The organism is Rhodococcus sp. ARC_M6 (assembly GCF_022810305.1).
GTDB lineage: Bacteria > Actinomycetota > Actinomycetes > Mycobacteriales > Mycobacteriaceae > Rhodococcus_F.
On record NZ_JALGQH010000006.1, the window covers coordinates 193539 to 215008 of the forward strand.

Here is a 21470-nt window from a genome sequence, read left to right on the forward strand (position 1 = left end):
CCGTGGCCGGCGCGCTTTCCGGTGTGCCGCTGGCATTTTCGTGGCTGACAGTACTTCCGGTACGTGGTCCGTCGGATATCGACCGCACTGCCGGCCGACGCGCTATCGCAGCGGCACCGCTCACCGGCATCGCACTCGGCGCACTTGCCGTCGCCGTTCTGTGGGGCACCACGAGTATCGGCCTCAACCCCTACCTGGCCGGTTTACTGGCAGTGGGTGCACTGGCGCTGGGAACCCGCGGCATGCACGTCGACGGCCTCTGCGACACCGTCGACGGACTCGGTTGCTACGGTCCGCCTGACCGCGCACGCGAGGTCATGCACAGCGGTGGCGCCGGACCCTTCGGAGTTGCCGCGTTGTTCATTGCGCTCGGCCTACAAGCACTTTCGTTCGGAACCTTTGCCGCCGCACACTCCCCCGCCCATTGGGCGGCGGTAGCCGTTGCCGTTGCGGCGGGACGTGTGGCCGTCGTCTTTGCTTGTCGCCGAGGGATTCCCGCATCGAGTTCCACCGGATTCGGTGCGCTGGTTGCCGATTCACAGCCGCTGTGGGTTGGCATCGTCTGGTCGGCCCCGCTGATTGCGGCGTCGGCTTTCGCAGCGGATCGCTGGTGGCTCGGGCCGATAGTCACGACGCTGACACTGCTGATCAGCATTGTCTGCGTGCGTCATTGCGTCCGCAGATTCGGTGGGCTCAACGGCGACGTACTCGGCTTTGCCCTGGAACTGAGCGTGACGATCACTGCCGTCGGCCTGACACTCGGCATCTGAGCAAAGAAGGCCCCGCCAGACGGCGAGGCCTTCTCCGGTCGAAGAGTTTCAGTGAAGCTTCGTCATCCATCCATGGGTATCTGCGAAGGTTCCACGCTGGATACCTGTGAGGGTGTCGCGCAGCGCCATGGTGACCTCACCGGGTTCGCCGTCGGCGATAGTGAATTCACCTTCGGCAGACTTGACCCGGCCGACCGGCGTGATGACTGCCGCAGTGCCACAAGCGAACACCTCGGTAATCTCACCGCTCTTGCACTTGGTGCGCCACTCGTCGGTGCTGATCTTGCGCTCTTCGACGGCAAAGCCGGAATCGGCAGCAAGTGTCAGCAGCGAGTTGCGGGTGATGCCGGGCAACAACGAACCTGACAGCGAAGGCGTGACAAGGCGGGCGTCGGGGCCGGAACCGAAGACGAAGAACAGGTTCATGCCACCCATCTCCTCGACGTAGGTGCGCTCGATGGCGTCGAGCCACACCACCTGGTCGCAACCTTCGTCGGCGGCCTGAGCCTGAGCGAGGAGTGAGGCGGCGTAGTTGCCGGCGAACTTCGCCGCGCCCGTGCCACCCGGTGCGGCGCGCACGTACTCGGTGGACAGCCACACGCTGACCGGCTTGACGCCACGCGGGAAATACGCCCCGGCGGGCGAAGCGATCAGAAGGTAGCGGTACTCGTCGGCGGGACGAACTCCCAGTCCCGCCTCGGTGGAAAACATGAACGGACGCAAGTACAGAGCGTCTTCTCCGCCGGCAGCCGGAACCCAGTCGAGGTCGACGTCGATCAACTCGGTGATGGAGTCCACGAACATCTGTGTTGGCAACTCCGGCATCGCCAGTCGACGAGCCGAAGCCGCGAAGCGCTCGGCGTTGGCTTCGACGCGGAACGAGCTGATCTCGCCGCTCGGCTGGCGGTACGCCTTGAGTCCTTCGAAAATGGCCTGGCCGTAGTGCAAAACCATCGCGGCGGGATCAAGGGTGATGTTTCCGTATGGCAACACCTGAGCGTTGTGCCATCCCTTTCCGGCCACATAGTCGATCGAGACCATGTGATCGGTGAAGTGCCGCCCGAAGCCGGGCGCCGCCAAAATGTCGCGGCGCTCGGCGTCGGACTTCGGGGACGAGCTCTGGACACGAACGAAATCGGCGGCACCTGTCATGGCCGCAATCCTATCGAACGCACCCAGTGCAGTTACTTAGTGCTGGTCTCGACGAATGGAGGCGACACGACAACGCAACGCAAAGCGCGCCCGCGGACGTCGACTGCGATCTCGTCACCCGCAGCGATGCCGACGCCGGAATCGAGGAGCGCCAACGCAATTCCGACCTTCAACGTCGGCGAGAACGTGCCCGACGTGGTCTCGCCGACAGCCTCGCCGTCACGCAGAACGCTCAGCCCCGCGCGGAGCACACCACGATCAACTGCCTTGAGTCCCCACAATTTGCGAGCCGGACCGGCAGCCTTCTCGTCGGTCAACGATTCCTTGCCCCAGAAGGTGGGCTTCTTCCAGCCGATAGCCCAACCAGTCCGCGCTTCGAGCGGCGAGATTTCGAGCGACAGCTCGTGTCCGTGGAGCGGGTAACCCATCTCGGTGCGCAGCGTGTCGCGAGCACCCAGACCGGCAGCCTGACCGCCCTGCGCTTGAACTACCTCGAGCAGCGCGCGGAAGAGCGGCTCACTGTCAGCCCAACGCGGCAGAAGTTCGTATCCGACCTCGCCGGTGTAACCACTGCGGCACACACGAACGGGAACGCCGTTCCACTCCGCATCCTCGAATGCCATGTACTCGATCTCGGTGGGCAAGCCGAGCGCGGTGAGGACGTCGGCGGACTTGGGTCCCTGTACCGCCATTACGCCGTATTCACGGTGCTGATCCTCGACAGTGATCCCCTCCGGCGCAACGGCAACCAAAGCAGCAACGACGTCGGCTGTGTTTGCCGCATTCGGCACGAGGAAGATTTCCTCATCGCTGACGTAGTAGACGATCAGGTCATCGATGACACCACCGGACTCGTTGCAGCACAACGTGTATTGAGCCTTACCCGGACCGATCTTGCCCAAATCGTTGGTCAGCGCCGAGTTTACGAACTCCGCTGCACCAACCCCACGCACGACGGCCTTGCCGAGGTGACTGACGTCGAAGAGTCCGACATTCTCACGGACAGAAGTGTGTTCGGCAACGACGCCGGCGTACGACACCGGCATCTGCCAACCGCCGAACGATGCGAATGTCGCACCCAGTTCGACATGGACGGCGTGGATCGGGCCCTGCAACAGGAGTTCGTCGGTCATAGTCCACAATCTATCGGACTTCGAGGCCCGAAACATGCTCGCAACCGAGGCACAGAACCGGCCGACAAACCCCGCTGGGCCTAACATCAACTAAGGCGTCCGCCCGTACCGGACGCATCGAACACTCACCCCTGCAGGAGATATCTTGAGCACTCGCACAGCCCGATCCCTGGGACCCGACCTAGTTCTCGCCGCAAAACTCGGCAAGCGTGCCGACGTATTGGTGGTCGGTCTCACATCGGGTCCCGACGGTCCCGAACTCGCACTCAGCGAAGGCATCGTCGACGAGGACGTTCTCGCCGAGGTGCTCGACAGCCTCATCGCTGTCGGTGCCACCGGCAAGTCCGAGCAACTCACGCGCATCCCCGCACCGAGCGACCTGCCCGTCGTCAGCGTCCTCGCCGTCGGCCTGGGTTCCGCAGACAAGCTCAGTAGTGAGCAGATCCGCAAGTCGGCCGGCGCCGCAGCGCGTTCACTGTCCGGCATCGACACCGCAGCCACAACGCTGTCGGTTCTCGATCTCGGCGCTGCAGTCGAAGGGTTTGCCCTCGGCGCGTACACCTTCACCGAATTCAAATCCTCGAAGACAGCACCCGGACCCGACGCTCAGCCCCTCGCCCGCGTCGAACTTCTTGTTCCGGCTCCGCGTGCCAAGGAAACCAAAGCAACGCTGGCACGTTCGGCTGCCATCGCCGAAGCCGTCGCCACCGCCCGGGAATTCGTCAACACTCCCCCCAGCCACCTGTACCCCGCCGAGTTCGCGGACCGCGCCAAGGCACTCGGCATCGACGCCGGCCTGACGGTCCAGATTCTCGACGAGAAGGCACTCGCCAAGGGCGGCTACGGCGGAATCCTCGGCGTCGGCAAGGGCTCGTCGCGTCAGCCGCGCCTGGTCCGGATGGAATACGCGTCGAAGAAGCGCGGGGCACGCAAGGTCGCCCTGGTCGGTAAGGGCATCACCTTCGACACCGGCGGAATTTCCATCAAGCCGGCGGCCGGCATGGAGAACATGACTTCCGACATGGGCGGCGCTGCAGCCGTCATCGCGACCGTCGTGCTCGCCGCCAAGCTCGGCCTTCCCGTCAACGTCGTTGCCTACATTCCGATGGCCGAGAACATGCCGTCCTCGACCGCGCAGCGCCCGGGCGACGTTCTCACCCAGTACGGCGGAATCACCATCGAGGTCATCAACACCGACGCCGAGGGCCGCTTGGTCCTCGCCGACGCCATGGTCCGCGCCGGCGAAGACAACCCCGATTACATGATCGACACCGCAACCCTGACCGGTGCACAGATGGTTGCCCTGGGCAACCGCACACCAGGCGTCATGGGCACGGACGAGTTCCGTGATCGCGTCGCCACCATTTCGCAGAGCGTCGGCGAGAACGGATGGGCGATGCCGCTGCCCGAGGAACTGCGCGCCGATCTCGATTCCAAGGTCGCCGACATGGCCAACGTCACCCCGCACCGTTGGGGCGGCATGCTCGCGGCAGCGCACTACCTCAAAGAATTTGTCCCTGAGGGCGTGCAGTGGGCTCACATCGACGTCGCCGGCCCGGCGTACAACACCTCAGGCCCCTGGGGTTACACCGGCAAGGGCGGCACCGGAGTTCCGGTCCGCACCATGATCTCGGTGCTCGAGGACATTTCGGTCAACGGCTAATCCCTTGTGTTGTGCGCCTTTATTAACCGCCCGCGGTTAATAAAGGCGCACAACACATCAGCTTCCGTCCCGCAATTCCTGCTCGCGAGCGCGCTTGCGCTGAATACGCATGCGCTCGTCGTAATCGCGCATACGCTGCGGATATCTAGTCTTGCGGACGTCGTAGACGGGGATCTTCAAATCCTCACCCAGTTTGCGGGCACCACGTTCACCGCCCACGCGTCGACGTGTCCATTCGCCGTACTTGTCGACGAGAACAACAGTCACCTCGGTCACGGCAGTTTCCGGTTCCACGAAAGCTTCGACGCCTTCGTGCGAGTGCGCCCAGTTGGCCAGATGTTCTGCGTCACCCCGTGCAGCAAGTTGCCCCGCACTCGGCTGCCGTTTGAATCGATCGAACAATCCCACGCGCGGACCCTCCTCGGTACCGAGACCGCGGAGTGACCCCGGCCATATGTCAAGTTTGCCAGGACAGAACAACCATTCCGACAAACGACATACCGTTTGGTCCCATTCGGGCGTTACATTCAGCCGTTACACGCATACCTACTCGTCGGTAGCGACACACCGAAAACGGACGGCATCCCCCTCAGCGGACGCGCCCGGCGTATCAATGGAAAGATGAACGACGATGACGCCGCGCCTGCGCGTCGACATCGGCAAAATAGCGACAAGTAGCCGCATGTTGCGCGCAACTCGAGCACAATGCATTACGACCACAAGTCGACAAATTAAACAACCCGAACACAACTGTCGAGGAGTCAAAAGACATGGCCTTCTCCGTCCAGATGCCAGCCCTAGGTGAGAGCGTCACCGAGGGAACTGTCACACGGTGGCTCAAGCAGGAAGGAGACACAGTCGAAGTTGACGAACCCTTGCTCGAAGTCTCCACGGACAAGGTCGACACCGAGATTCCGTCTCCAGTCGCCGGCGTCCTGACCAAGATCGTCGCGCAGGAAGACGACACCGTGGATATCGGTGGCGAACTCGCCGTAATCGGTGAAGCCGGCGATGCTCCCGCAGCTCCGGCTCCCGCCGCAGAAGAAGCTCCGGCCGCAGCAGCACCGGCGGAAACGCCAGCACCCGTGGCAGCAGCTCCCGCACCGGCAGCACCCGCAGCACCCAGCGGTTCTGCCGAAGGCACCTCCGTGACGATGCCCGCCCTCGGCGAATCCGTCACCGAAGGAACGGTCACACGGTGGCTCAAGGCCGTCGGCGACGAAGTTGCTGTCGACGAACCGCTGCTCGAGGTCTCCACCGACAAGGTCGACACCGAGATCCCGTCGCCCGTCGCCGGTTTCCTTCTCGAGATCAGCGCTGCCGAAGACGACACCGTCGAGATCGGTGGCCAGTTGGCTGTCATCGGATCCGGCGCTCCCGCAGCAGCAGCTCCGGCACCCGCTCCGGCAGCACCGGCTCCCGCAGCAGCAGCACCGGCTCCCGCAGCAGCAGCTCCGGCTCCCGCAGCAGCCCCGAAGCCCGCACCGGCAGCACCCGCAGCACCGGCTCCCAAGCCTGCTGCTCCCGCCGCCGCCCCGGCAGCTCCCGCCGCCGCCCCGGCAGCTCCCGTAGCTACCGGTGACAACAGCCCGTACGTCACTCCGCTTGTCCGCAAGCTGGCCAAGGACAACGACGTCGATCTCGCGACTGTCACCGGTACCGGCGTCGGTGGACGCATCCGCAAGCAGGATGTTCTCGCTGCAGCGGAGGCCAAGAAGGCTCCGGTTGCCGCAGCAGCTCCTGTCGCAGCAGCATCTGCACCCGCGGCCGCCACATCTGCCGGCGTCCGCCCCGAACTGGCTCACCTGCGCGGAACCACGCAGAAGGCCAACCGGATCCGTCAGATCACGGCCACCAAGACTCGTGAATCGCTGCAGACCACAGCGCAACTCACGCAGACCTTCGAGGTGGATGTCACCAAGATCGTCGCACTGCGTGCCCGCGCGAAGGCCGGCTTCATCGAGCGTGAAGGCGTCAACCTGACGTTCCTCCCGTTCTTTGCCAAGGCAGTTGTCGAGGCGCTGAAGTCGCATCCCAACATCAACGCCAGCTACGACGAGGCCGCGAAGCAGATCACGTACTACGACGCCGAGCACCTGGGCATCGCAGTCGACACCGATCAGGGATTGCTGTCCCCGGTCATCCACAATGCGGGTGACCTCGGCCTTGCCGGTATCGCACGCGCAATCGCGGATATCGCCAAGCGCGCACGTTCCGGTGGCCTGAAGCCTGACGAGTTGTCGGGTGGAACGTTCACGATCACCAACATCGGCAGCCAGGGCGCACTCTTCGACACTCCGATCCTCGTACCGCCGCAGGCGGCTATGCTCGGAACCGGAGCGATCGTCAAGCGTCCGATGGTCGTCACCGACGAAAACGGCAACGAGTCGATCGGCGTGCGGTCCATGATCTACTTGCCGCTCACCTACGATCACCGTTTGGTGGACGGCGCGGACGCCGGTCGCTTCCTCACCACTGTGAAGCAGCGACTGGAAGAGGCTTCGTTCGAAGCCGATCTGGGCCTGTAACCACACAGTTTCCCAGCAGGGGCGCCATCTCCACCCGGAGGCGGCGCCCCTGTTGTTTTCTCGAGTTGTTGTCCGAAGTTGTTGTCCGAAGTTGTTGTCCGAAGTTGTTGTCCGTGAGACAACCTCATCGAAGGAGGCACCGCGGAATGCGAGTAGTCATCGCCGGTTCGTCCGGTCTGATCGGGACGGCATTGGTGTCATCTTTGCGCTCCGACAACCACGACGTGGTGCGTCTGGTGCGTCGGCCGACAACAGGCCCCGACGAATCCCGCTGGGATCCGAATCGAGACCGCCTGGATACGTCCGTCCTACGTGGCGCTGATGCCGTCGTCAATCTGTGTGGAGTCGGGATCGGCGACAAGCGGTGGTCCGGTTCGTACAAGCAGGAAATCCGCGACAGTCGCATCAGCACGACGGACTTCCTGGCTGAGGCCGTCGCGGGTGCGCACGTACCGGTGCTCGCCAATGCGAGCGCAGTCGGCTACTACGGCGACACCGGCGACCGCATTGTCGACGAGGAATCGCCCGCAGGTACCGATTTTCTGGCAACGACGTGCCGCGATTGGGAACTCGCCACGGAACCTGCCCGCAAGAGCGGAACGCGGGTCGTCAATCTACGCTCGGGCGTCGTGATGTCGCCGCACGGCGGGATGCTCAGCCGCCTGCGCCGAATCTACTCACTGGGCCTCGGCGGCAGACTGGGCAACGGTCGTCAGTACATGCCGTGGATCTCCCTCGAAGACGAATGCGATGCAATCAAGTTCGCCCTCGCTCATCCGACCCTCTCGGGTCCGGTCAATCTGACCGGGCCGGCACCGGTGACGAATGCGCAGTTCAACGGCGCGATGTCACGGATCATGCACCGTCCCGCGCCGTGGATCGTGCCAGGATTCGCGCTCGAGGCATTGATCGGCGAATTCGCGAAAAATGGCATTCTCGGCGGCCAGCGGGCAATACCGTCGGCGCTCGAAAATGCAGGATTCACCTTCCACCACAACACAATCGGCGAAGCACTAGCGGCCGCGATCCATTGAGATAACGTTCGGGCGTAATCTCTAGTGCCATGAGCAGCGCTGCCGTCTCCGCCCGATTGTCGCAACTCCCGATCACCGTCGAACGTCTCGGATTGATCGACTACACCGTCGCGTGGGACCGCCAACGTGAGCTGGCCACAGCACGTGCCGGCAACATCGGCCAGGACACTCTGCTGCTGCTCGAACACCCCCCGGTGTACACGGCCGGTCGGCGCACCGAACCCGAAGACCGCCCCGTCGACGGCACCCCGGTCATCGACGTCGACCGCGGCGGAAAAATCACGTGGCACGGCCCCGGCCAGCTGGTCGGCTACCCGATCGTGAAACTCGCCGAACCCATCGACGTCGTGCGCTACGTCCGCCGCCTCGAGGAAGCATTGATCGTGGTCTGTACCGACCTGGGACTGACGTGTGGACGAATCGACGGCCGCTCGGGTGTCTGGCTGCCGGCAGAGTTGTCGGGTGGGCAGTGGAAGCCGGAACGCAAGGTCTCCGCAATCGGTGTCCGTGTCCAACAGGGCGTCGCTCTGCACGGTTTCGCCTTGAACTGCAATTCGGTCCTGACCGGCTTCGACAACATCATTCCGTGCGGTATCCGCGACGCCGGGGTGACGACGCTGTCCCAGGAACTCGGGCGAGACGTCACCGTCGACGAGGTCACTCCGGCCGTCACCGAAGCCGTTATCGCCGCATTGGACGGAAGCCTGCCCGTCAGCCAGCGGGACATCGAGCGCGTCACGTTCGAAACTGCCCCGGTTACGCCGACATTTACTACCGTTCAGTACAGCTGAGGGCCTTCCCCGAACCCTGTTGCAGCAATCACTCGGCGTAGGATCACCCTCGTGACTATCGCCCCAGAAGGACGTAAGCTGCTCCGCCTCGAGATCCGAAACGCGGAAACGCCCATCGAACGCAAACCGAACTGGATCAAGACCCGAGCAAAGATGGGCCCCGAATATTCGGAGCTCAAGAGCCTGGTCAAGCGTGAAGGTTTGCACACCGTCTGTGAGGAGGCGGGCTGCCCCAACATCTACGAATGCTGGGAAGACCGCGAAGCCACCTTCTTGATCGGTGGCGAACAGTGCACCCGCCGCTGCGACTTCTGCCAGATCGACACCGGCAAGCCCGACCCCCTCGACCGTGACGAACCCCGTCGCGTCGCGGAAAGCGTTCAGGCAATGGGACTTCGGTACTCCACCATCACCGGTGTCGCGCGCGACGACCTCCCCGACGGCGGCGCCTGGCTCTACGCGGAGACAGTTCGCAAGATCCACGAACTCAACCCCGGCACCGGCGTCGAGAACCTGGTCCCGGACTTCAACGGCAAGCCTGAACTTCTCGACGAGGTCTTCGCCTCCCGCCCCGAGGTTCTCGCCCACAATCTCGAGACCGTCCCCCGCATCTTCAAGCGCATCCGTCCCGCATTCCGGTACCAGCGCAGCCTCGACGTCATCACCGCCGCCCGTGAATACGGCCTGGTCACCAAGTCCAACCTGATCCTCGGCATGGGTGAGACACCCGAAGAGGTCACCGAGGCGATGGCTGACCTGCACGCCGCGGGCTGTGACATCCTCACCATCACCCAGTACCTGCGCCCCTCGCCGCGGCACCATCCCGTCGAGCGGTGGGTCAAGCCGGAAGAATTTGTCGAGCACTCCAAGGCTGCCGAGGAAATGGGCTTTGCCGGCGTCATGGCTGGTCCGTTGGTTCGTTCGTCGTACCGGGCTGGTCGTCTGTACGCGCAGGCCATGGCTCATCACGGACGCGAATTGCCCGAAGCCCAGCGTCACCTCACCGAGGGCGGCGAGGCTTCGCAGGAAGCCAGCTCACTGATGGCACGCCTGAATCGCTGATCTCCATTTTGCTGTGCGCCTTTATTAACCGCGGGCGGTTAGTAAAGGCGCACAGTGATGGACGTATCCTGGTTACATGGCGAACGGCAGCAAATCCGGCAGCAGTAAATCAGGCAAGGGCAAACCCACCAAAGAAGCAAAGGCTGCAGCGAAGGCTGCTCGCAAGCAGGCTTCCAAGGAACGCAGGACCCAGCTCTGGCAGGCATTCCAGATGCAGCGCAAGGACGACAAGCTCCTTCTGCCGCTGATGATCGGTGCCCTCGTGGGCGCTGGTCTGGTGTTCTTCCTGGTCGGCCTCATCTGGGGTCTTCAGTGGTTCTTGCTGCCGATCGGCATCGTGCTCGGAATTCTCGGCGCTTTCATCATCTTCGGTCGACGCGTCCAGAAGTCCGTGTACAAGAAGGCCGAAGGTCAGGCCGGTGCTGCTGCGTGGGCTCTCGACAACATGCAGGGCGCGTGGCGTGTGACCAACGCTGTCGCCGGAACCACCCAGTTGGATGCTGTTCACCGCGTCGTCGGACGTCCAGGCGTCATTCTGGTTGCCGAGGGTTCTCCCCAGCGCGTCAAGGCCCTCCTCGCGCAGGAGAAGAAGAAGACGGCACGCCTCATCGGCGACACCCCGATCTACGACATCATCGTCGGCAACGACGAAGGTCAGGTTCCGCTGTCCCAGCTTCAGCGCTACATGACCAAGCTTCCGCGCAACATCGACACCAAGCGCATGGACAACATCGAAGGTCGCCTCGCAGCTTTGAGCGCGCGTGGCGGCGGTGCAGCGATGCCGAAGGGCCCGATGCCCGGCGGCGCAAAGATGAAGGGCATGCAGCGCACGATCCGTCGACGCTGACATACCGTGCACGTAAGAAAGACCCGGGTCCGCATCGGACCCGGGTCTTTCTCTGTAGTTGTAGAGGTCAGCGAGAGCGGACCAGCAAAGTACCCGTCGCACGATCCTGCATTCCACGTCCGTCGATGTCCGTGATGGTCGCCGGAATCACGAACACGAGCAGAGCCTGGCGGGCGAGGGCGCGCACAAGCCCAACTCGGATGGGCCCTTCGATTCGCGCCACCTGAAGGCCAACTACGAACTGGCCCGGCGTGAAGTTGAAGAGGCCGACCGTGACGACGCCTACCGCGAACCACACCATCAGCGTGATGGTCGACGTCTTGCCGTCGAAGAAGTCGCCGGTAATCAGAGTGGCAACGCCGACGGCCATCAGCCAATCGATCATGAGTGCAGCCAAGCGTCGCCCCGAGCCGACCAGCGATCCCGGCCCCTCTTGCGGAAAGCCGAGCAACTCGCCGCGGTAGACCTGCTCGCGACCGTCAGAGTTCTTCGGCAAAGCTGCTTCGGGCCCAGAGAGCCAAGATCCGGTGATACGTGCCATGCTGTCCAGGATAGGCGTCGTAGCAACGTAGTCCAGATTGCCGGGTTTTTGCTGTGTAGCTGGTCACATCACTTTCGGAAAACCCCAGGACATTACGGCGCGTAACACTGGCGAAACAAAGGGTTGACGAGCGGGCAACACCAGCTCCCTACCGTCTGGCTCGACGGATTCACATTTTCATACACTTGGTTGAAGCGACTTAAGGAGCACGAGCGTGGCATTTACCACGGCCGAAGAGGTCATCAAGTACATCGCGGACGAGAACATCGAGTACGTCGACATTCGCTTCAGCGATTTGCCGGGCGTGCAGCAGCACTTCTCCATCCCTGCGTTTGCTTTCAACCAGGACGTATTCGAGGACGGCCTTGCGTTCGACGGTTCATCCGTCCGCGGCTTCCAGTCGATCCACGAGTCCGACATGATGTTGCTTCCTGACGTCACCACGGCTCAGCTCGATCCTTTCCGCAAGGCGAAGACACTCAACATCAACTTCTTCGTCCACGATCCGTTCACCCGTGAGTCCTACAGCCGCGACCCGCGCAACGTTGCCCGCAAGGCCGAGGAGTACTTGCTCAGCACCGGCATCGCGGACACCGCATTCTTCGGCGCCGAGGCCGAGTTCTACATCTTCGACTCGGTTCGTTACGACTCCGGCATGAACTCCGCTTTCTACGAGCTGGACTCTGTCTCCGGTTCCTGGAACACCGGCGCCGAGACCAACGCCGACGGCTCCCCCAACCTCGGTTACAAGGTTCGCGCCAAGGGCGGCTACTTCCCCGTCGCTCCGTACGACCACTACGTGGACCTGCGCGACGAAATCTCCACCAACCTGACTAACGCGGGCTTCGAGCTCGAGCGCGGCCACCATGAGGTCGGCACCGGCGGTCAGCAGGAGATCAACTACAAGTTCAACACCCTGCTCGCAGCAGCCGACGACCTGCAGTTGTTCAAGTACATCGTCAAGAACACCTGCTGGCAGCATGGCAAGTCCGCCACCTTCATGCCGAAGCCGCTCTTCGGTGACAACGGTTCGGGCATGCACGTCCACCAGTCCCTGTGGAAAGACGGTAAGCCCCTCTTCCATGACGAGTCCGGCTACGCAGGCCTCTCGGACATGGCGCGTCACTACATCGGCGGCATTCTGCACCACGCCCCGTCGCTGTTGGCCTTCACCAACCCGACCGTCAACTCGTACCACCGTTTGGTGCCGGGCTACGAAGCTCCCATCAACCTCGTGTACAGCCAGCGCAACCGCTCGGCAGCTGTCCGTATCCCGATCACGGGCAACAACCCGAAGGCCAAGCGCATCGAGTTCCGCGCACCCGATGCTTCCGGTAACCCGTACCTGAACTTCGCTGCACAGATGATGGCCGGCTTGGACGGCATCAAGAACAAGATCGAGCCGATGGCTCCGGTCGACAAGGACCTCTACGAGCTTCCGCCGGAGGAGGCTCGCAACATCCCGCAGGCTCCGACCAACCTCGAGACCGTCATCAACAACCTCGAGCGCGATCACGAGTACCTCACCGAGGGTGGCGTCTTCACCTCCGACCTGATCGAGACCTGGATCGCCATCAAGCGTGAGCAGGAAATCGCTCCCGTGAACCTGCGTCCGCACCCGTACGAGTTCGAGCTCTACTACGACGTGTGATCCGCAGCCTGACGTAAGTCAGACATAGCGCCTCCAAGTCCACCCGTTCCGCATCTGCGGGGCGGGTGGACTCGTCTCTGCCCCGCCGCATATGCCCGTAGGTCTCGACCTTCGGGGCGTGAATTCCGCTGCGGTCGCGCGACTTCTTACGAGTCCTTTACGATCTGACCGTGAACAACGAAATTCCCGAAAAGTCCAATTTCTGGGGTAGACCCACCGTGTGGAAACTGCTCCTGCTGATCCTCGCCTACCTCGCCTTCTATCTTGCTGTCGGGCAGGTGGTCTCGCGTGTTTTCGGCGATCAGATCGACACGGACAACGTAGTCGGGAGCGCCTCCAGCGTCATATTCGGCCTCGCATTGCCCATCGCGATCGGCGGTATCGCGCTACTGATTTTCACGGCCAAAATGGGGTGGTTGCGTAGTGTCTTCGGCCCTCAACCTATTGGGGGAAAGCGCTGGATGTGGATCGGCCCGATTCTCGTCGTCGCCGCCATCGTCGCGCATCTGAGCGGAACCGACTGGAGCTCGTGGTCTGCTGGCGAGATCCTCTCGCTACTCGCACTCGGTGCGTGCGTCGGCCTCGCAGAGGAACTGATGACCCGCGGTGTAGCAGTGAAAATGCTGCGTGACGCCCGCCATACCGAACGATTTGTCGCAGTCGTGTCGTCACTGCTCTTTGCACTCATGCACACGACCAATCTCCTCTCCGGAATGGAAGCATCAACCGTCCTCTTCACCGTCGTTTACACATTCGGATTCGGAATGTGCATGTACCTGACCATGCGAGTGACGGGCACAATCTGGGCCGCAATCGTGTTGCACGGCCTCACCGACCCCACGACGATCCTCTCGACCGGCGGACTCGACACTTCCGTGACGGAGACCGCCAGTGGAGCCACCACCATCGCCACCCTCGTCACCGTCTTGTTGGTCCTCTTCGGCGTCGGCGCAATCTTCCTCATCCGAGACCGAACCAGCACGGATCAGCCGGCGACAGCCACAGCTTGACTGACACCTCCAGATCAATAGGTTTCCGAACACAATTCGGGCCGTCAGCACCAAACGGTGCCGACGGCTCCAATTTTCCTAATACTCGCGAGAACTCCCGAGCAAGGTGGGTCACATTCGGACGACAGTTTCGGACCGCCCGGTATTTCCTGTCCGACCAACCTGGTAGTACTTACGACACGAAACGGACAACCGCCACACAATGGCGGAGCCGTAACACGCCAACCCGTGATCGATCGACGCAAGAGTTCACGGTCAATCACTCGACGTAAGGAAATCCATGACAACACCGGCTGGATGGCACCCCGACCCCGAAGGCTCCGGACAACTGCGGTGGTGGGACGGACAACAGTGGACGGCGTCACTTCAGCCGCCCCCGACGAGCCCGACGAGCCCGACCAGCCAGATACCGTACGAACATGTGTCAGACCCGCAGGCTGACCCGGAGTCCGGTAAACCCGCACGCAAAAAGTGGCCGTGGATCGCCGGCGCCGTCGTAGTGCTCCTTGTCATTATCGGTGTGGCTACTTCTACCAATAAATCGTCTGATGTTGCATCGAGCGGCCAGCCGACCACGACACAGTCCACTGCGATCGAGAAGGCTCCGGTCACAACGAAGTCGACAACCTCAGCTCAGGCCCCGCCGCCCTCAAAGGTGCCCGTGGCACCCGTCGAAACAGTGACGCTGGCACCCACTACGACGACCACCGCACCGGCCAGGCCGGAGCCCGGAATGACGGGTGGGCAAAAGAACGCTGTACGAGCGGCGAAAAGCTATCTCGACTATTCCGCCTTCTCACGACAGGGCCTGATTGAGCAGCTGGAGTACGAGGACTACTCGACTGCGGACGCAACTTTCGCTGTGGACTCCGTTGCGCCTGATTGGAATGAGCAGGCGGCAAAGGCTGCCGCAACCTACCTCGACTACTCCGCCTTCTCACGACAGGGCCTGATTGACCAGCTGATCTACGAGGGCTACACCACCGCACAGGCGCAGTACGGAGTCGAACAGACCGGCATCTAGCGTCCCGCGTCTGTTTCGGGCCCATTCGAAATGGCTATTCCCAGAGCGTTGGTCACCAATGTCGGTGTCGCACGTTCACTCTCGTTCCTGCATCCGCAAGTGTTCAAGGTATAGCCCAGCCACGGAAGGTCGGACATGACCGCTGAGAACGTGCCGGACACCGATTCTGCCGATGAAGAGTGCGTGGACTGTGGCTACGAACCGGAACTGAAGCGAACACTTGGTTCTTTCCAGGTGTTCGCAGTTTCTTTTGCATTCATCTCCGTGGCGGTCGGCATCTTCGCCACGTATGACGATGTGCTGACCAGTGCCGGCCCCGTGGGCATCTGGCTCTGGATGCTGGCGGCGGTCGGTCAGGCACTGGTGGCGCTGGTGGTCGCTCAGTTCGCAGCCCGCATCGCGCTCAGCGGGTCCTCGTACCAATGGGCGTCGCGGCTGGCGAGCCCGAAGATCGGCTGGCTGTTCGGCTGGCTGACCTTCTGGTATCTGGCAATCGCGGTCGTCGCGTTGGATAACGCGTTGGCCAGCCAGGCATTCATGCCGCTGGTGGGGATGCAGGAAAATGAGAGCACCGCTCGACTGATTACGGTGGTCATTCTCATTGTTCAGGCAGTGCTGGTGATCGCCTCGACGCGACTACTCGGCCTGATCACCTCCAGCGCAGTGGGTATCGAGTTGGCCATCGTGGTGGTGCTGGTCATTGCATTGGCCGTTGTCATGGTGTTCACGGGCAGCGGCGATCTCGGCAACCTCACTTCGCGCGGGATCACCGTCGATTCCCCGAACTATTTTGCCATCGGCGGCGGGTTGATGGCCGGCATGATCATGGGCCTCACAACGCTGGTGGGCTTCGACTCTGCGGCGAATCTAGCAGAGGAAGCCAAGGATCCATTTCGCAGCGTCCCCCGTGCGATTGTGGCCTCGGTCGTCGCGGCCGGAGTTTTGGGGCTGATTTTCTTGATCGCGCTTACTATCGCGATCAAAGATGTCCCAGCAGTGAGCAACAGCGGCTCACCAGTAGCCGCGATCATCCGCAGCCAGCTCGGGCCGGCGGTAGAACGAATCCTGTTGGCGGGCCTGGCATTCGCGATGTTCGGCGCCGGGATGGTGGTGATGGCGGCGTGCTCGCGGCAGGTCTTCGCAATGGCGCGTGACGAGAGATTTCCCGCGCACCGGTTGATGCGACGAGTTAATCCCAAGACACAGACCCCAGTTCCGGCGACGATCCTGATCCTCGCCGTCGGGGTTGTCCTGATGATCGCACTACCCGGTTCAGCGCTGCTGCAATTGATCATCGGCTCAACGATCTTGCCGGCACTCATCTACGGGGCGATAGTGATCCTCTACTTGGCGGTACGAAAACGATTGGAACACAAAGAGGGTGGCTTCAGCCTGGGCCGCTTCGAACTGCCGGTCGCCGTTGCCGCATTGATGTGGGTGGCGTTCGTAATGTTTGTGCTTGTGACACCCGGGGACGCGTCCGTACCTGTCTTGATCGTCGTCGGTCTGATCCTCGCCGGCGGAATCTATTTCGCGTACATGATGATCTTCAATCGCAAGGTGCTTGACACTGAACCGGGTGATGTCGATGAATTCGCGGCTGCACCGGCGATTCCCGAGAAGACGGAATGAGCTCTCCCACTGACAGACCGGCCGAGTTGACCGGCCGCGTCGTCCGTCCGGGCGATCCCGACTACCCCGATGCACGCAACTGCTGGAATCTGCTCTTCAATCACGCTCCGAGGGTGATCGTGTTCGCGCAGGAAACCCAGGACGTGGTCAACGCGGTGAGCTGGGCGCGGCAGAATCAGATCCAGATTCGGGTACGCAGCGGTGGCCATTGCCTCGAGGGCTGGTCGTCTGTCGATGACGGGATCGTGATCGACGTCAGCGAAATGAAGTCGGCAACCATCGACATGGAATCGAATACCGCTACCGTCGGCGCAGGACTCAACCAATCGGAAGCCGTGGCCCTGCTCGGCAACGTCGGCTTCGCCGCGCCGACCGGCACCGAAGGAACCGTCAGCTTGGGTGGCGCGACACTGGGCGGCGGCTTCGGACTCCTCACCCGCAACTTCGGCATGGCCTGTGACAATTTGGTGGCGGCCGAGGTCGTCGTCACGTCGAACACCGACGGGGCCAAGACAATCGTCGTCGATGAGGAGAACCACTCAGACCTGCTCTGGGCGCTTCGCGGGGCCGGCAACGGCAACTTCGGAATCGTCACTTCGTTGACCTATACGATTCACCCCCTGACTCAGACCGTCTACGTGACGGCAAGGTGGCCAGGTCTGGGCAACCTCCCGTGGGTCTTCGACGCTTGGCAGCACTGCGCCCCCTTCGCCGACAACCGCCTGACCAGCCAACTCGAGATACACCACGACGAGATCCTGCTGGTCGGTGTCCTCGCATCCGGGGCGGAAGCCGAGGCGATCCGGATGCTGGAGCCGATCCTGTCAATCGGAAATCCCGATGTCTCGACGACCAACGCGAGTTGGGCTGACACCTACGCGGGATTCCAGATTCCGACCCCCGACGAACCTGCGAATTGGAAGTTCTTCTCGCAGTTCGTCTCCCGCCAATTCCCCGTTGAAGCGATCAATCTGATCTGCGGGTTCATGTCGACGGCCCCCTCGCCGGATTGCAACTACTTCACCAATGCGCTCGGCGGAGCCGTCATCGGCAGTGAGCCTTCCGGCGGCTCAGCTTTTGCCCATCGCAACGCACTGTTCTACGCCGAACCGGGAGCGGGCTGGGGCACCCGGGGTGGGACACTGGCACCGGAAGATCCACTCACCGCGAAGTGCCAGGCTTGGATTGCCGAATTCAGCCAAGCGCTGGCGCCCTACGCCGATGGCGCCTACACCAACGTGCCCAATGCCGACATGGCTGACTGGCAGACCGCCTACTGGGGGTCCAACGTCGACCGACTACGCCCGATCAAGGCGAAGTACGACCACGACAACGTATTTCACTTCGAGCAGAGCATTCCACCGACACCGTCTCGATGACGGCATCACTCCGAACTCACCCGCGCGACCATCACTGCTTGACCGCATACCCCATATACGAGATGGCAGTAGTCCGAATCTGCCCGAAGTCCAAGCGGCGGCTTAACTCTCCGTAATTCAACCTGCCTCCCCCGGCTCTCACCAGATCCAGCAAGCGAAGCGGATTCTTCGATCTCGGCCCGAGCCCGACAAACTCGCCAAGTCGCAGACCGTGCCGCTGCATCACTAAGTCCAGCTCCTCCGGTCGGACGCACATCGACCAGTCGTGGATGGGAGTGTCGAACATCCTGGTCATCCGCCATTCCTGCATGATCTTGATCGCGACAAGCTTGCTGACGAAGGTGCGATTGATGGTGTCGAACAGATAGAGACCGCCCGGCTTCAACACCCGAGCAGTCTCGGCGATCACTCCGTCGAGGTCGGTCACATGCTCGAGGACATCGCAGCAATACGCGACATCGAACGAGGCATCGGAGACAGGCAATCGTTCTCCCACCCCAATTCGATAGTCGATGTCGAGATCCCCGACGGCAGCATGACGGCGCGCGGTATCGACCGACACGGTGGACGGATCGACTCCCACTACCCCGAACCCGATGCGGGTGAACTCCTCCGCGAGAAACCCACCGCCCGAACCGATGTCGAGGGCGCGCAGTCCGCGGTAGTCGGAGCCGCGATGCTCGGCTAGTACCCGACGAAAATAGGCGAATCGTCCAGGCGTGAGACTCCCGTGCAGCAGATTGAGCGGGTTATCCTCTTCCCACCACGACTCTCCCGCGCGATTGTAGACGTCGTTGTCGATAACCAATCGAATCACCTCTCCACCGTCGAGTGCACACGCCAACGTCTGACATGTGCGCCGAGTTCCGAGCCCAATCTTGACTATGACGCCCCGATCTCTGTCCGACAAGCCCTGAAAGATGTTCCGGATCAGGTCCTCTGGCACATTGACCGGATATAGGACTGCATACGGGAATCGAGTGCGACCGAATCGTGGCCGCCATACTCGATGACCCGTCGGCAGCCGCCCACGCTACTCGAGTAGATCAACGCAGCTCCGCCATCAGATCTGGCATCGCTCGTCACCAACGCCAGATTCAGTGCGAAACCGACGCCGTGCTCGCCGGGCATCGAGCGCGATTCTTGGTTCCCAGCGTCCCCACTGGATGCGGTGGGATGACCTGTGATCACGCCTCTGCCGACGGATAGACAGCCGCCGGAGTAGTCCACAGCCCCGTCGAAGGAGAAGACTGGAAGTACATCGCTGATCGCCCGGGAGGAGTCGAAACGATGGCCACTCAGAAGTTGGAAGCGACCGCGGAACAGTCGAGAGCTCTCATCGAAGAATCAAGAGCCGAAGGATGGGACAAACCTTCATTCTGCCAGGAGTTGTTCCTCGGAAGGTTTCGTCTCGATCTGGTCCACCCTTATCCGAAACCGGCGCCCGAAGGCTCAGCGAACGTCGACCACTTTCTGGAAAAGCTGGCCGCGTACTGCGCCACGCTGGACGGCTCGGTAATTGAGCGCGAAGAACGCATTCCCGATGAATTCGTCAAAGGTTTCGCGGAACTGGGGTGCTTCGGTCTGAAAATCTCCGAAGAGTTCGGCGGAGTCGGTCTTACGCAGGTCGCCTACAACCAGGCACTGATGCTCGTCAGCTCGGTGCACGCCTCCCTCGGCGCCCTCCTGTCCGCCCATCAGTCGATCGGTGTGCCCGAGCCGCTCAAACTTGCCGGTACGCCGGAGCAGAAGGCACGGTTCCTGCCTCGCTGCGCGAGGGGTGCCATTTCCGCTTTCCTCCTCACAGAACCAGACGTCGGATCCGATCCCGCCCGAATGGCGAGTTGCGCAGTCCCGATCGAGAACGGCGAAGCCTACGAACTCGACGGTGTGAAGTTGTGGACTACCAACGGTGTCGTCGCGGAGTTGTTGGTAGTGATGGCGCGAGTGCCACAGATCGACGGTCATCGCGGCGGAATCTCAGCGTTTGTCGTCGAAGCGGATTCACTGGGAATCACCGTCGAACGGCGAAACAGATTCATGGGATTGCGCGGCATCGAAAACGGTGTCACCCGAATGCACAAGGTCCGGGTGCCGAGGGAAAACTTGATCGGGCGTGAGGGTGACGGCCTCAAGATCGCCCTGACCACGCTGAACGCCGGGCGGCTGGCGATTCCTGCGATGTGCTCGGGTGCCGGAAAGTGGAGCCAGAAGATCGCACGGCAGTGGTCAGCAGAGCGTGTCCAGTGGGGCCGGCCCGTCGGTGAACACGCCGCTGTGGCGAGCAAACTTTCGTTCATTGCGGCGACCAACTACGCACTCGAAGCTGTCCTCGACCTGTCGGGGCAGATGGCCGACGAGGGTCGCAACGACATCCGAATCGAAGCGGCGCTCGCGAAGCTGTGGGCCAGCGAGATGTCGTGGCTCGTCGTCGACGAGTTGGTTCAGATCCGTGGCGGACGTGGTTATGAGACGGCCGACTCGCTCAAAGCCCGCGGCGAGCGGGCTGTCCCCGCAGAACAACTGCTGCGCGATATGCGGATCAACCGCATTTTCGAAGGATCGAGTGAAATCATGCGACTGCTGGTCGCGCGTGAGGCGTCCGACGCGCACGTCGTCGCGGCCGGCGATCTGGTGAACCCCAAGGCTGCGCCGAGCGCGAAGGCCAAGGCTGCGGTCAAGGCCAGCGGCTTCTACGCCAAGTGGATGCCGCAACTCGTCGCAGGCAAGGGACAGTTGCCGACGTCGTACAACGAGTTCGGTTCGCTGGCAACACATCTGCGCTTCATCGAGCGCAGTTCCCGCAAACTGGCCCGCTCGATGCTGTACGGGATGGCCCGCTGGCAGGCCAAGCTGGAATACCGGCAAGGATTCCTCGGCCGAATCGTGGACGTCGGCGCCGAGTTGTTCGCCATGTCCGCGGTGATCGTTCGCGCTGAAAGTCAGCGCGCCGAGGACGCCGTCAACGGTGAGGCGGCCTACCAGCTGGCCGAGGCCTTCTGCGAGCAAGCAACGCTGCGAGTGGAAAAACTGTTCGCCGCACTGTGGCGCAACACCGACGATACCGACGGCAGGATCGCTGCCGGCCTGCTCGACGGGAAGTACACCTGGATGGAGGGCGGAGTACTCGACCAGAGTGAGAACACCGGACCCTGGATCGCACAATGGCAACCCGGTGCGTCGACCGAAGAAAACGTATCGAAGCCATTCTTGCCCTCCACCAGACGTGTCATGTGACGGCGGGGTCCGGGAA

The 21470-nt window shown here is 62.2% G+C and carries 18 protein-coding genes; 13 read left to right on the forward strand and 5 right to left on the reverse strand.

Features of this window, described 5'->3' with window-relative positions; genetic code table 11:
• Nucleotides 1-2: 2 nt before the first annotated feature.
• Entirely contained in the window at nucleotides 3-770 is a 768-nt protein-coding gene (locus MTX36_RS10325) for an adenosylcobinamide-GDP ribazoletransferase (protein ID WP_243619652.1), read from the forward strand.
• 48 nt (nucleotides 771-818) lie between these two features.
• Here MTX36_RS10325 and MTX36_RS10330 read toward each other — a convergent pair whose 3' ends face one another.
• On the reverse strand, nucleotides 819-1922 hold the full coding sequence (locus MTX36_RS10330) for a branched-chain amino acid aminotransferase (protein ID WP_243619653.1): 1104 nt from the start codon (nucleotides 1920-1922) through the stop codon (nucleotides 819-821).
• A 32-nt stretch (nucleotides 1923-1954) separates the two neighbouring features.
• Nucleotides 1955-3055 carry a glycine cleavage system aminomethyltransferase GcvT gene (gcvT, locus tag MTX36_RS10335; RefSeq protein ID WP_243619654.1) on the reverse strand — a complete coding sequence of 367 codons (1101 nt, stop codon included), beginning with the start codon at nucleotides 3053-3055 and terminating at the stop codon, nucleotides 1955-1957.
• A gap of 145 nt (nucleotides 3056-3200) precedes the next feature.
• On the opposite strand from gcvT, the gene MTX36_RS10340 reads away from it, so the two are divergent.
• The gene (locus tag MTX36_RS10340) at nucleotides 3201-4718 is read left to right on the forward strand and encodes a leucyl aminopeptidase (RefSeq protein WP_243619655.1); all 1518 of its coding nucleotides are present in this window, start codon (nucleotides 3201-3203) and stop codon (nucleotides 4716-4718) included.
• Between the two features lie 57 nt (nucleotides 4719-4775).
• On the opposite strand, the gene MTX36_RS10345 is transcribed toward MTX36_RS10340, so the two are convergent.
• Nucleotides 4776-5126 carry an oxidoreductase gene (locus MTX36_RS10345; protein WP_243619656.1) on the reverse strand — a complete coding sequence of 117 codons (351 nt, stop codon included), beginning with the start codon at nucleotides 5124-5126 and terminating at the stop codon, nucleotides 4776-4778.
• Between the two features lie 362 nt (nucleotides 5127-5488).
• Here MTX36_RS10345 and sucB point away from each other — a divergent pair, with 362 nt between their 5' ends.
• From sucB to MTX36_RS10370, 5 genes are all read left to right on the forward strand, one after another.
• A complete protein-coding gene (gene sucB, locus MTX36_RS10350; protein WP_243619657.1) occupies nucleotides 5489-7246 on the forward strand; it encodes a 2-oxoglutarate dehydrogenase, E2 component, dihydrolipoamide succinyltransferase in 1758 nt (585 codons plus the stop codon).
• A 146-nt stretch (nucleotides 7247-7392) separates the two neighbouring features.
• Nucleotides 7393-8280: a TIGR01777 family oxidoreductase gene (locus MTX36_RS10355; RefSeq protein ID WP_243619658.1), complete on the forward strand. Its 888-nt coding sequence runs from the start codon at nucleotides 7393-7395 to the stop codon at nucleotides 8278-8280.
• A 29-nt stretch (nucleotides 8281-8309) separates the two neighbouring features.
• Nucleotides 8310-9071: a lipoyl(octanoyl) transferase LipB gene (lipB, locus tag MTX36_RS10360; protein ID WP_243619659.1), complete on the forward strand. Its 762-nt coding sequence runs from the start codon at nucleotides 8310-8312 to the stop codon at nucleotides 9069-9071.
• A gap of 51 nt (nucleotides 9072-9122) precedes the next feature.
• Nucleotides 9123-10133, forward strand: coding sequence for a lipoyl synthase (lipA, locus tag MTX36_RS10365; RefSeq protein WP_243619660.1), 1011 nt, complete (start codon nucleotides 9123-9125; stop codon nucleotides 10131-10133).
• A gap of 76 nt (nucleotides 10134-10209) precedes the next feature.
• Nucleotides 10210-10980, forward strand: coding sequence for a DUF4191 domain-containing protein (locus MTX36_RS10370; RefSeq protein WP_094273741.1), 771 nt, complete (start codon nucleotides 10210-10212; stop codon nucleotides 10978-10980).
• Nucleotides 10981-11047: 67 nt separating this feature from the next.
• Here the strand turns inward: MTX36_RS10370 and MTX36_RS10375 are convergent, their stop codons facing one another.
• Complete coding sequence (locus tag MTX36_RS10375; protein ID WP_243619661.1) at nucleotides 11048-11521, reverse strand: RDD family protein; 474 nt, start codon at nucleotides 11519-11521, stop codon at nucleotides 11048-11050.
• 214 nt (nucleotides 11522-11735) lie between these two features.
• Here MTX36_RS10375 and glnA point away from each other — a divergent pair, with 214 nt between their 5' ends.
• From glnA to MTX36_RS10400, 5 genes are all read left to right on the forward strand, one after another.
• The gene (glnA, locus tag MTX36_RS10380; RefSeq protein WP_243619662.1) at nucleotides 11736-13172 is read left to right on the forward strand and encodes a type I glutamate--ammonia ligase; all 1437 of its coding nucleotides are present in this window, start codon (nucleotides 11736-11738) and stop codon (nucleotides 13170-13172) included.
• Between the two features lie 170 nt (nucleotides 13173-13342).
• Nucleotides 13343-14182 carry a CPBP family intramembrane glutamic endopeptidase gene (locus tag MTX36_RS10385; protein ID WP_243619663.1) on the forward strand — a complete coding sequence of 280 codons (840 nt, stop codon included), beginning with the start codon at nucleotides 13343-13345 and terminating at the stop codon, nucleotides 14180-14182.
• 280 nt (nucleotides 14183-14462) lie between these two features.
• Complete coding sequence (locus tag MTX36_RS10390; protein WP_243619664.1) at nucleotides 14463-15206, forward strand: Ltp family lipoprotein; 744 nt, start codon at nucleotides 14463-14465, stop codon at nucleotides 15204-15206.
• Between the two features lie 135 nt (nucleotides 15207-15341).
• Nucleotides 15342-16838, forward strand: coding sequence for an APC family permease (locus MTX36_RS10395; RefSeq protein ID WP_243619665.1), 1497 nt, complete (start codon nucleotides 15342-15344; stop codon nucleotides 16836-16838).
• Entirely contained in the window at nucleotides 16835-18217 is a 1383-nt protein-coding gene (locus tag MTX36_RS10400; protein ID WP_243619666.1) for an FAD-binding oxidoreductase, read from the forward strand. The genes MTX36_RS10395 and MTX36_RS10400 overlap by 4 nt, the downstream gene beginning before the upstream one ends.
• Nucleotides 18218-18248: 31 nt before the next feature.
• Here MTX36_RS10400 and ubiG read toward each other — a convergent pair whose 3' ends face one another.
• The gene (gene ubiG, locus MTX36_RS10405) at nucleotides 18249-19034 is read right to left on the reverse strand and encodes a bifunctional 2-polyprenyl-6-hydroxyphenol methylase/3-demethylubiquinol 3-O-methyltransferase UbiG (protein WP_243619667.1); all 786 of its coding nucleotides are present in this window, start codon (nucleotides 19032-19034) and stop codon (nucleotides 18249-18251) included.
• A gap of 473 nt (nucleotides 19035-19507) precedes the next feature.
• Between ubiG and MTX36_RS10410 the strand changes: the two genes are divergently transcribed.
• Nucleotides 19508-21454 (forward strand): acyl-CoA dehydrogenase family protein, encoded by a 1947-nt coding sequence (locus MTX36_RS10410; protein WP_243619668.1) that lies wholly within the window; start codon nucleotides 19508-19510, stop codon nucleotides 21452-21454.
• Nucleotides 21455-21470: the final 16 nt, after the last annotated feature.

What these genes read in the sequence shown, in the direction of transcription:
- lipB (WP_243619659.1), top strand. Translation starts at nt 8,310, where the DNA reads ATGAGCAGCGCTGCCGTCTCCGCCCGATTGTCGCAACTCCCGATCACC.
- MTX36_RS10375 (WP_243619661.1), bottom strand. Translation starts at nt 11,521, where the DNA reads ATGGCACGTATCACCGGATCTTGGCTCTCTGGGCCCGAAGCAGCTTTG.
- MTX36_RS10395 (WP_243619665.1), top strand. Translation starts at nt 15,342, where the DNA reads ATGACCGCTGAGAACGTGCCGGACACCGATTCTGCCGATGAAGAGTGC.
- MTX36_RS10370 (WP_094273741.1), top strand. Translation starts at nt 10,210, where the DNA reads ATGGCGAACGGCAGCAAATCCGGCAGCAGTAAATCAGGCAAGGGCAAA.
- sucB (WP_243619657.1), top strand. Translation starts at nt 5,489, where the DNA reads ATGGCCTTCTCCGTCCAGATGCCAGCCCTAGGTGAGAGCGTCACCGAG.
- MTX36_RS10410 (WP_243619668.1), top strand. Translation starts at nt 19,508, where the DNA reads ATGGCCACTCAGAAGTTGGAAGCGACCGCGGAACAGTCGAGAGCTCTC.
- MTX36_RS10355 (WP_243619658.1), top strand. Translation starts at nt 7,393, where the DNA reads ATGCGAGTAGTCATCGCCGGTTCGTCCGGTCTGATCGGGACGGCATTG.
- MTX36_RS10330 (WP_243619653.1), bottom strand. Translation starts at nt 1,922, where the DNA reads ATGACAGGTGCCGCCGATTTCGTTCGTGTCCAGAGCTCGTCCCCGAAG.
- MTX36_RS10390 (WP_243619664.1), top strand. Translation starts at nt 14,463, where the DNA reads ATGACAACACCGGCTGGATGGCACCCCGACCCCGAAGGCTCCGGACAA.
- MTX36_RS10400 (WP_243619666.1), top strand. Translation starts at nt 16,835, where the DNA reads ATGAGCTCTCCCACTGACAGACCGGCCGAGTTGACCGGCCGCGTCGTC.
- gcvT (WP_243619654.1), bottom strand. Translation starts at nt 3,055, where the DNA reads ATGACCGACGAACTCCTGTTGCAGGGCCCGATCCACGCCGTCCATGTC.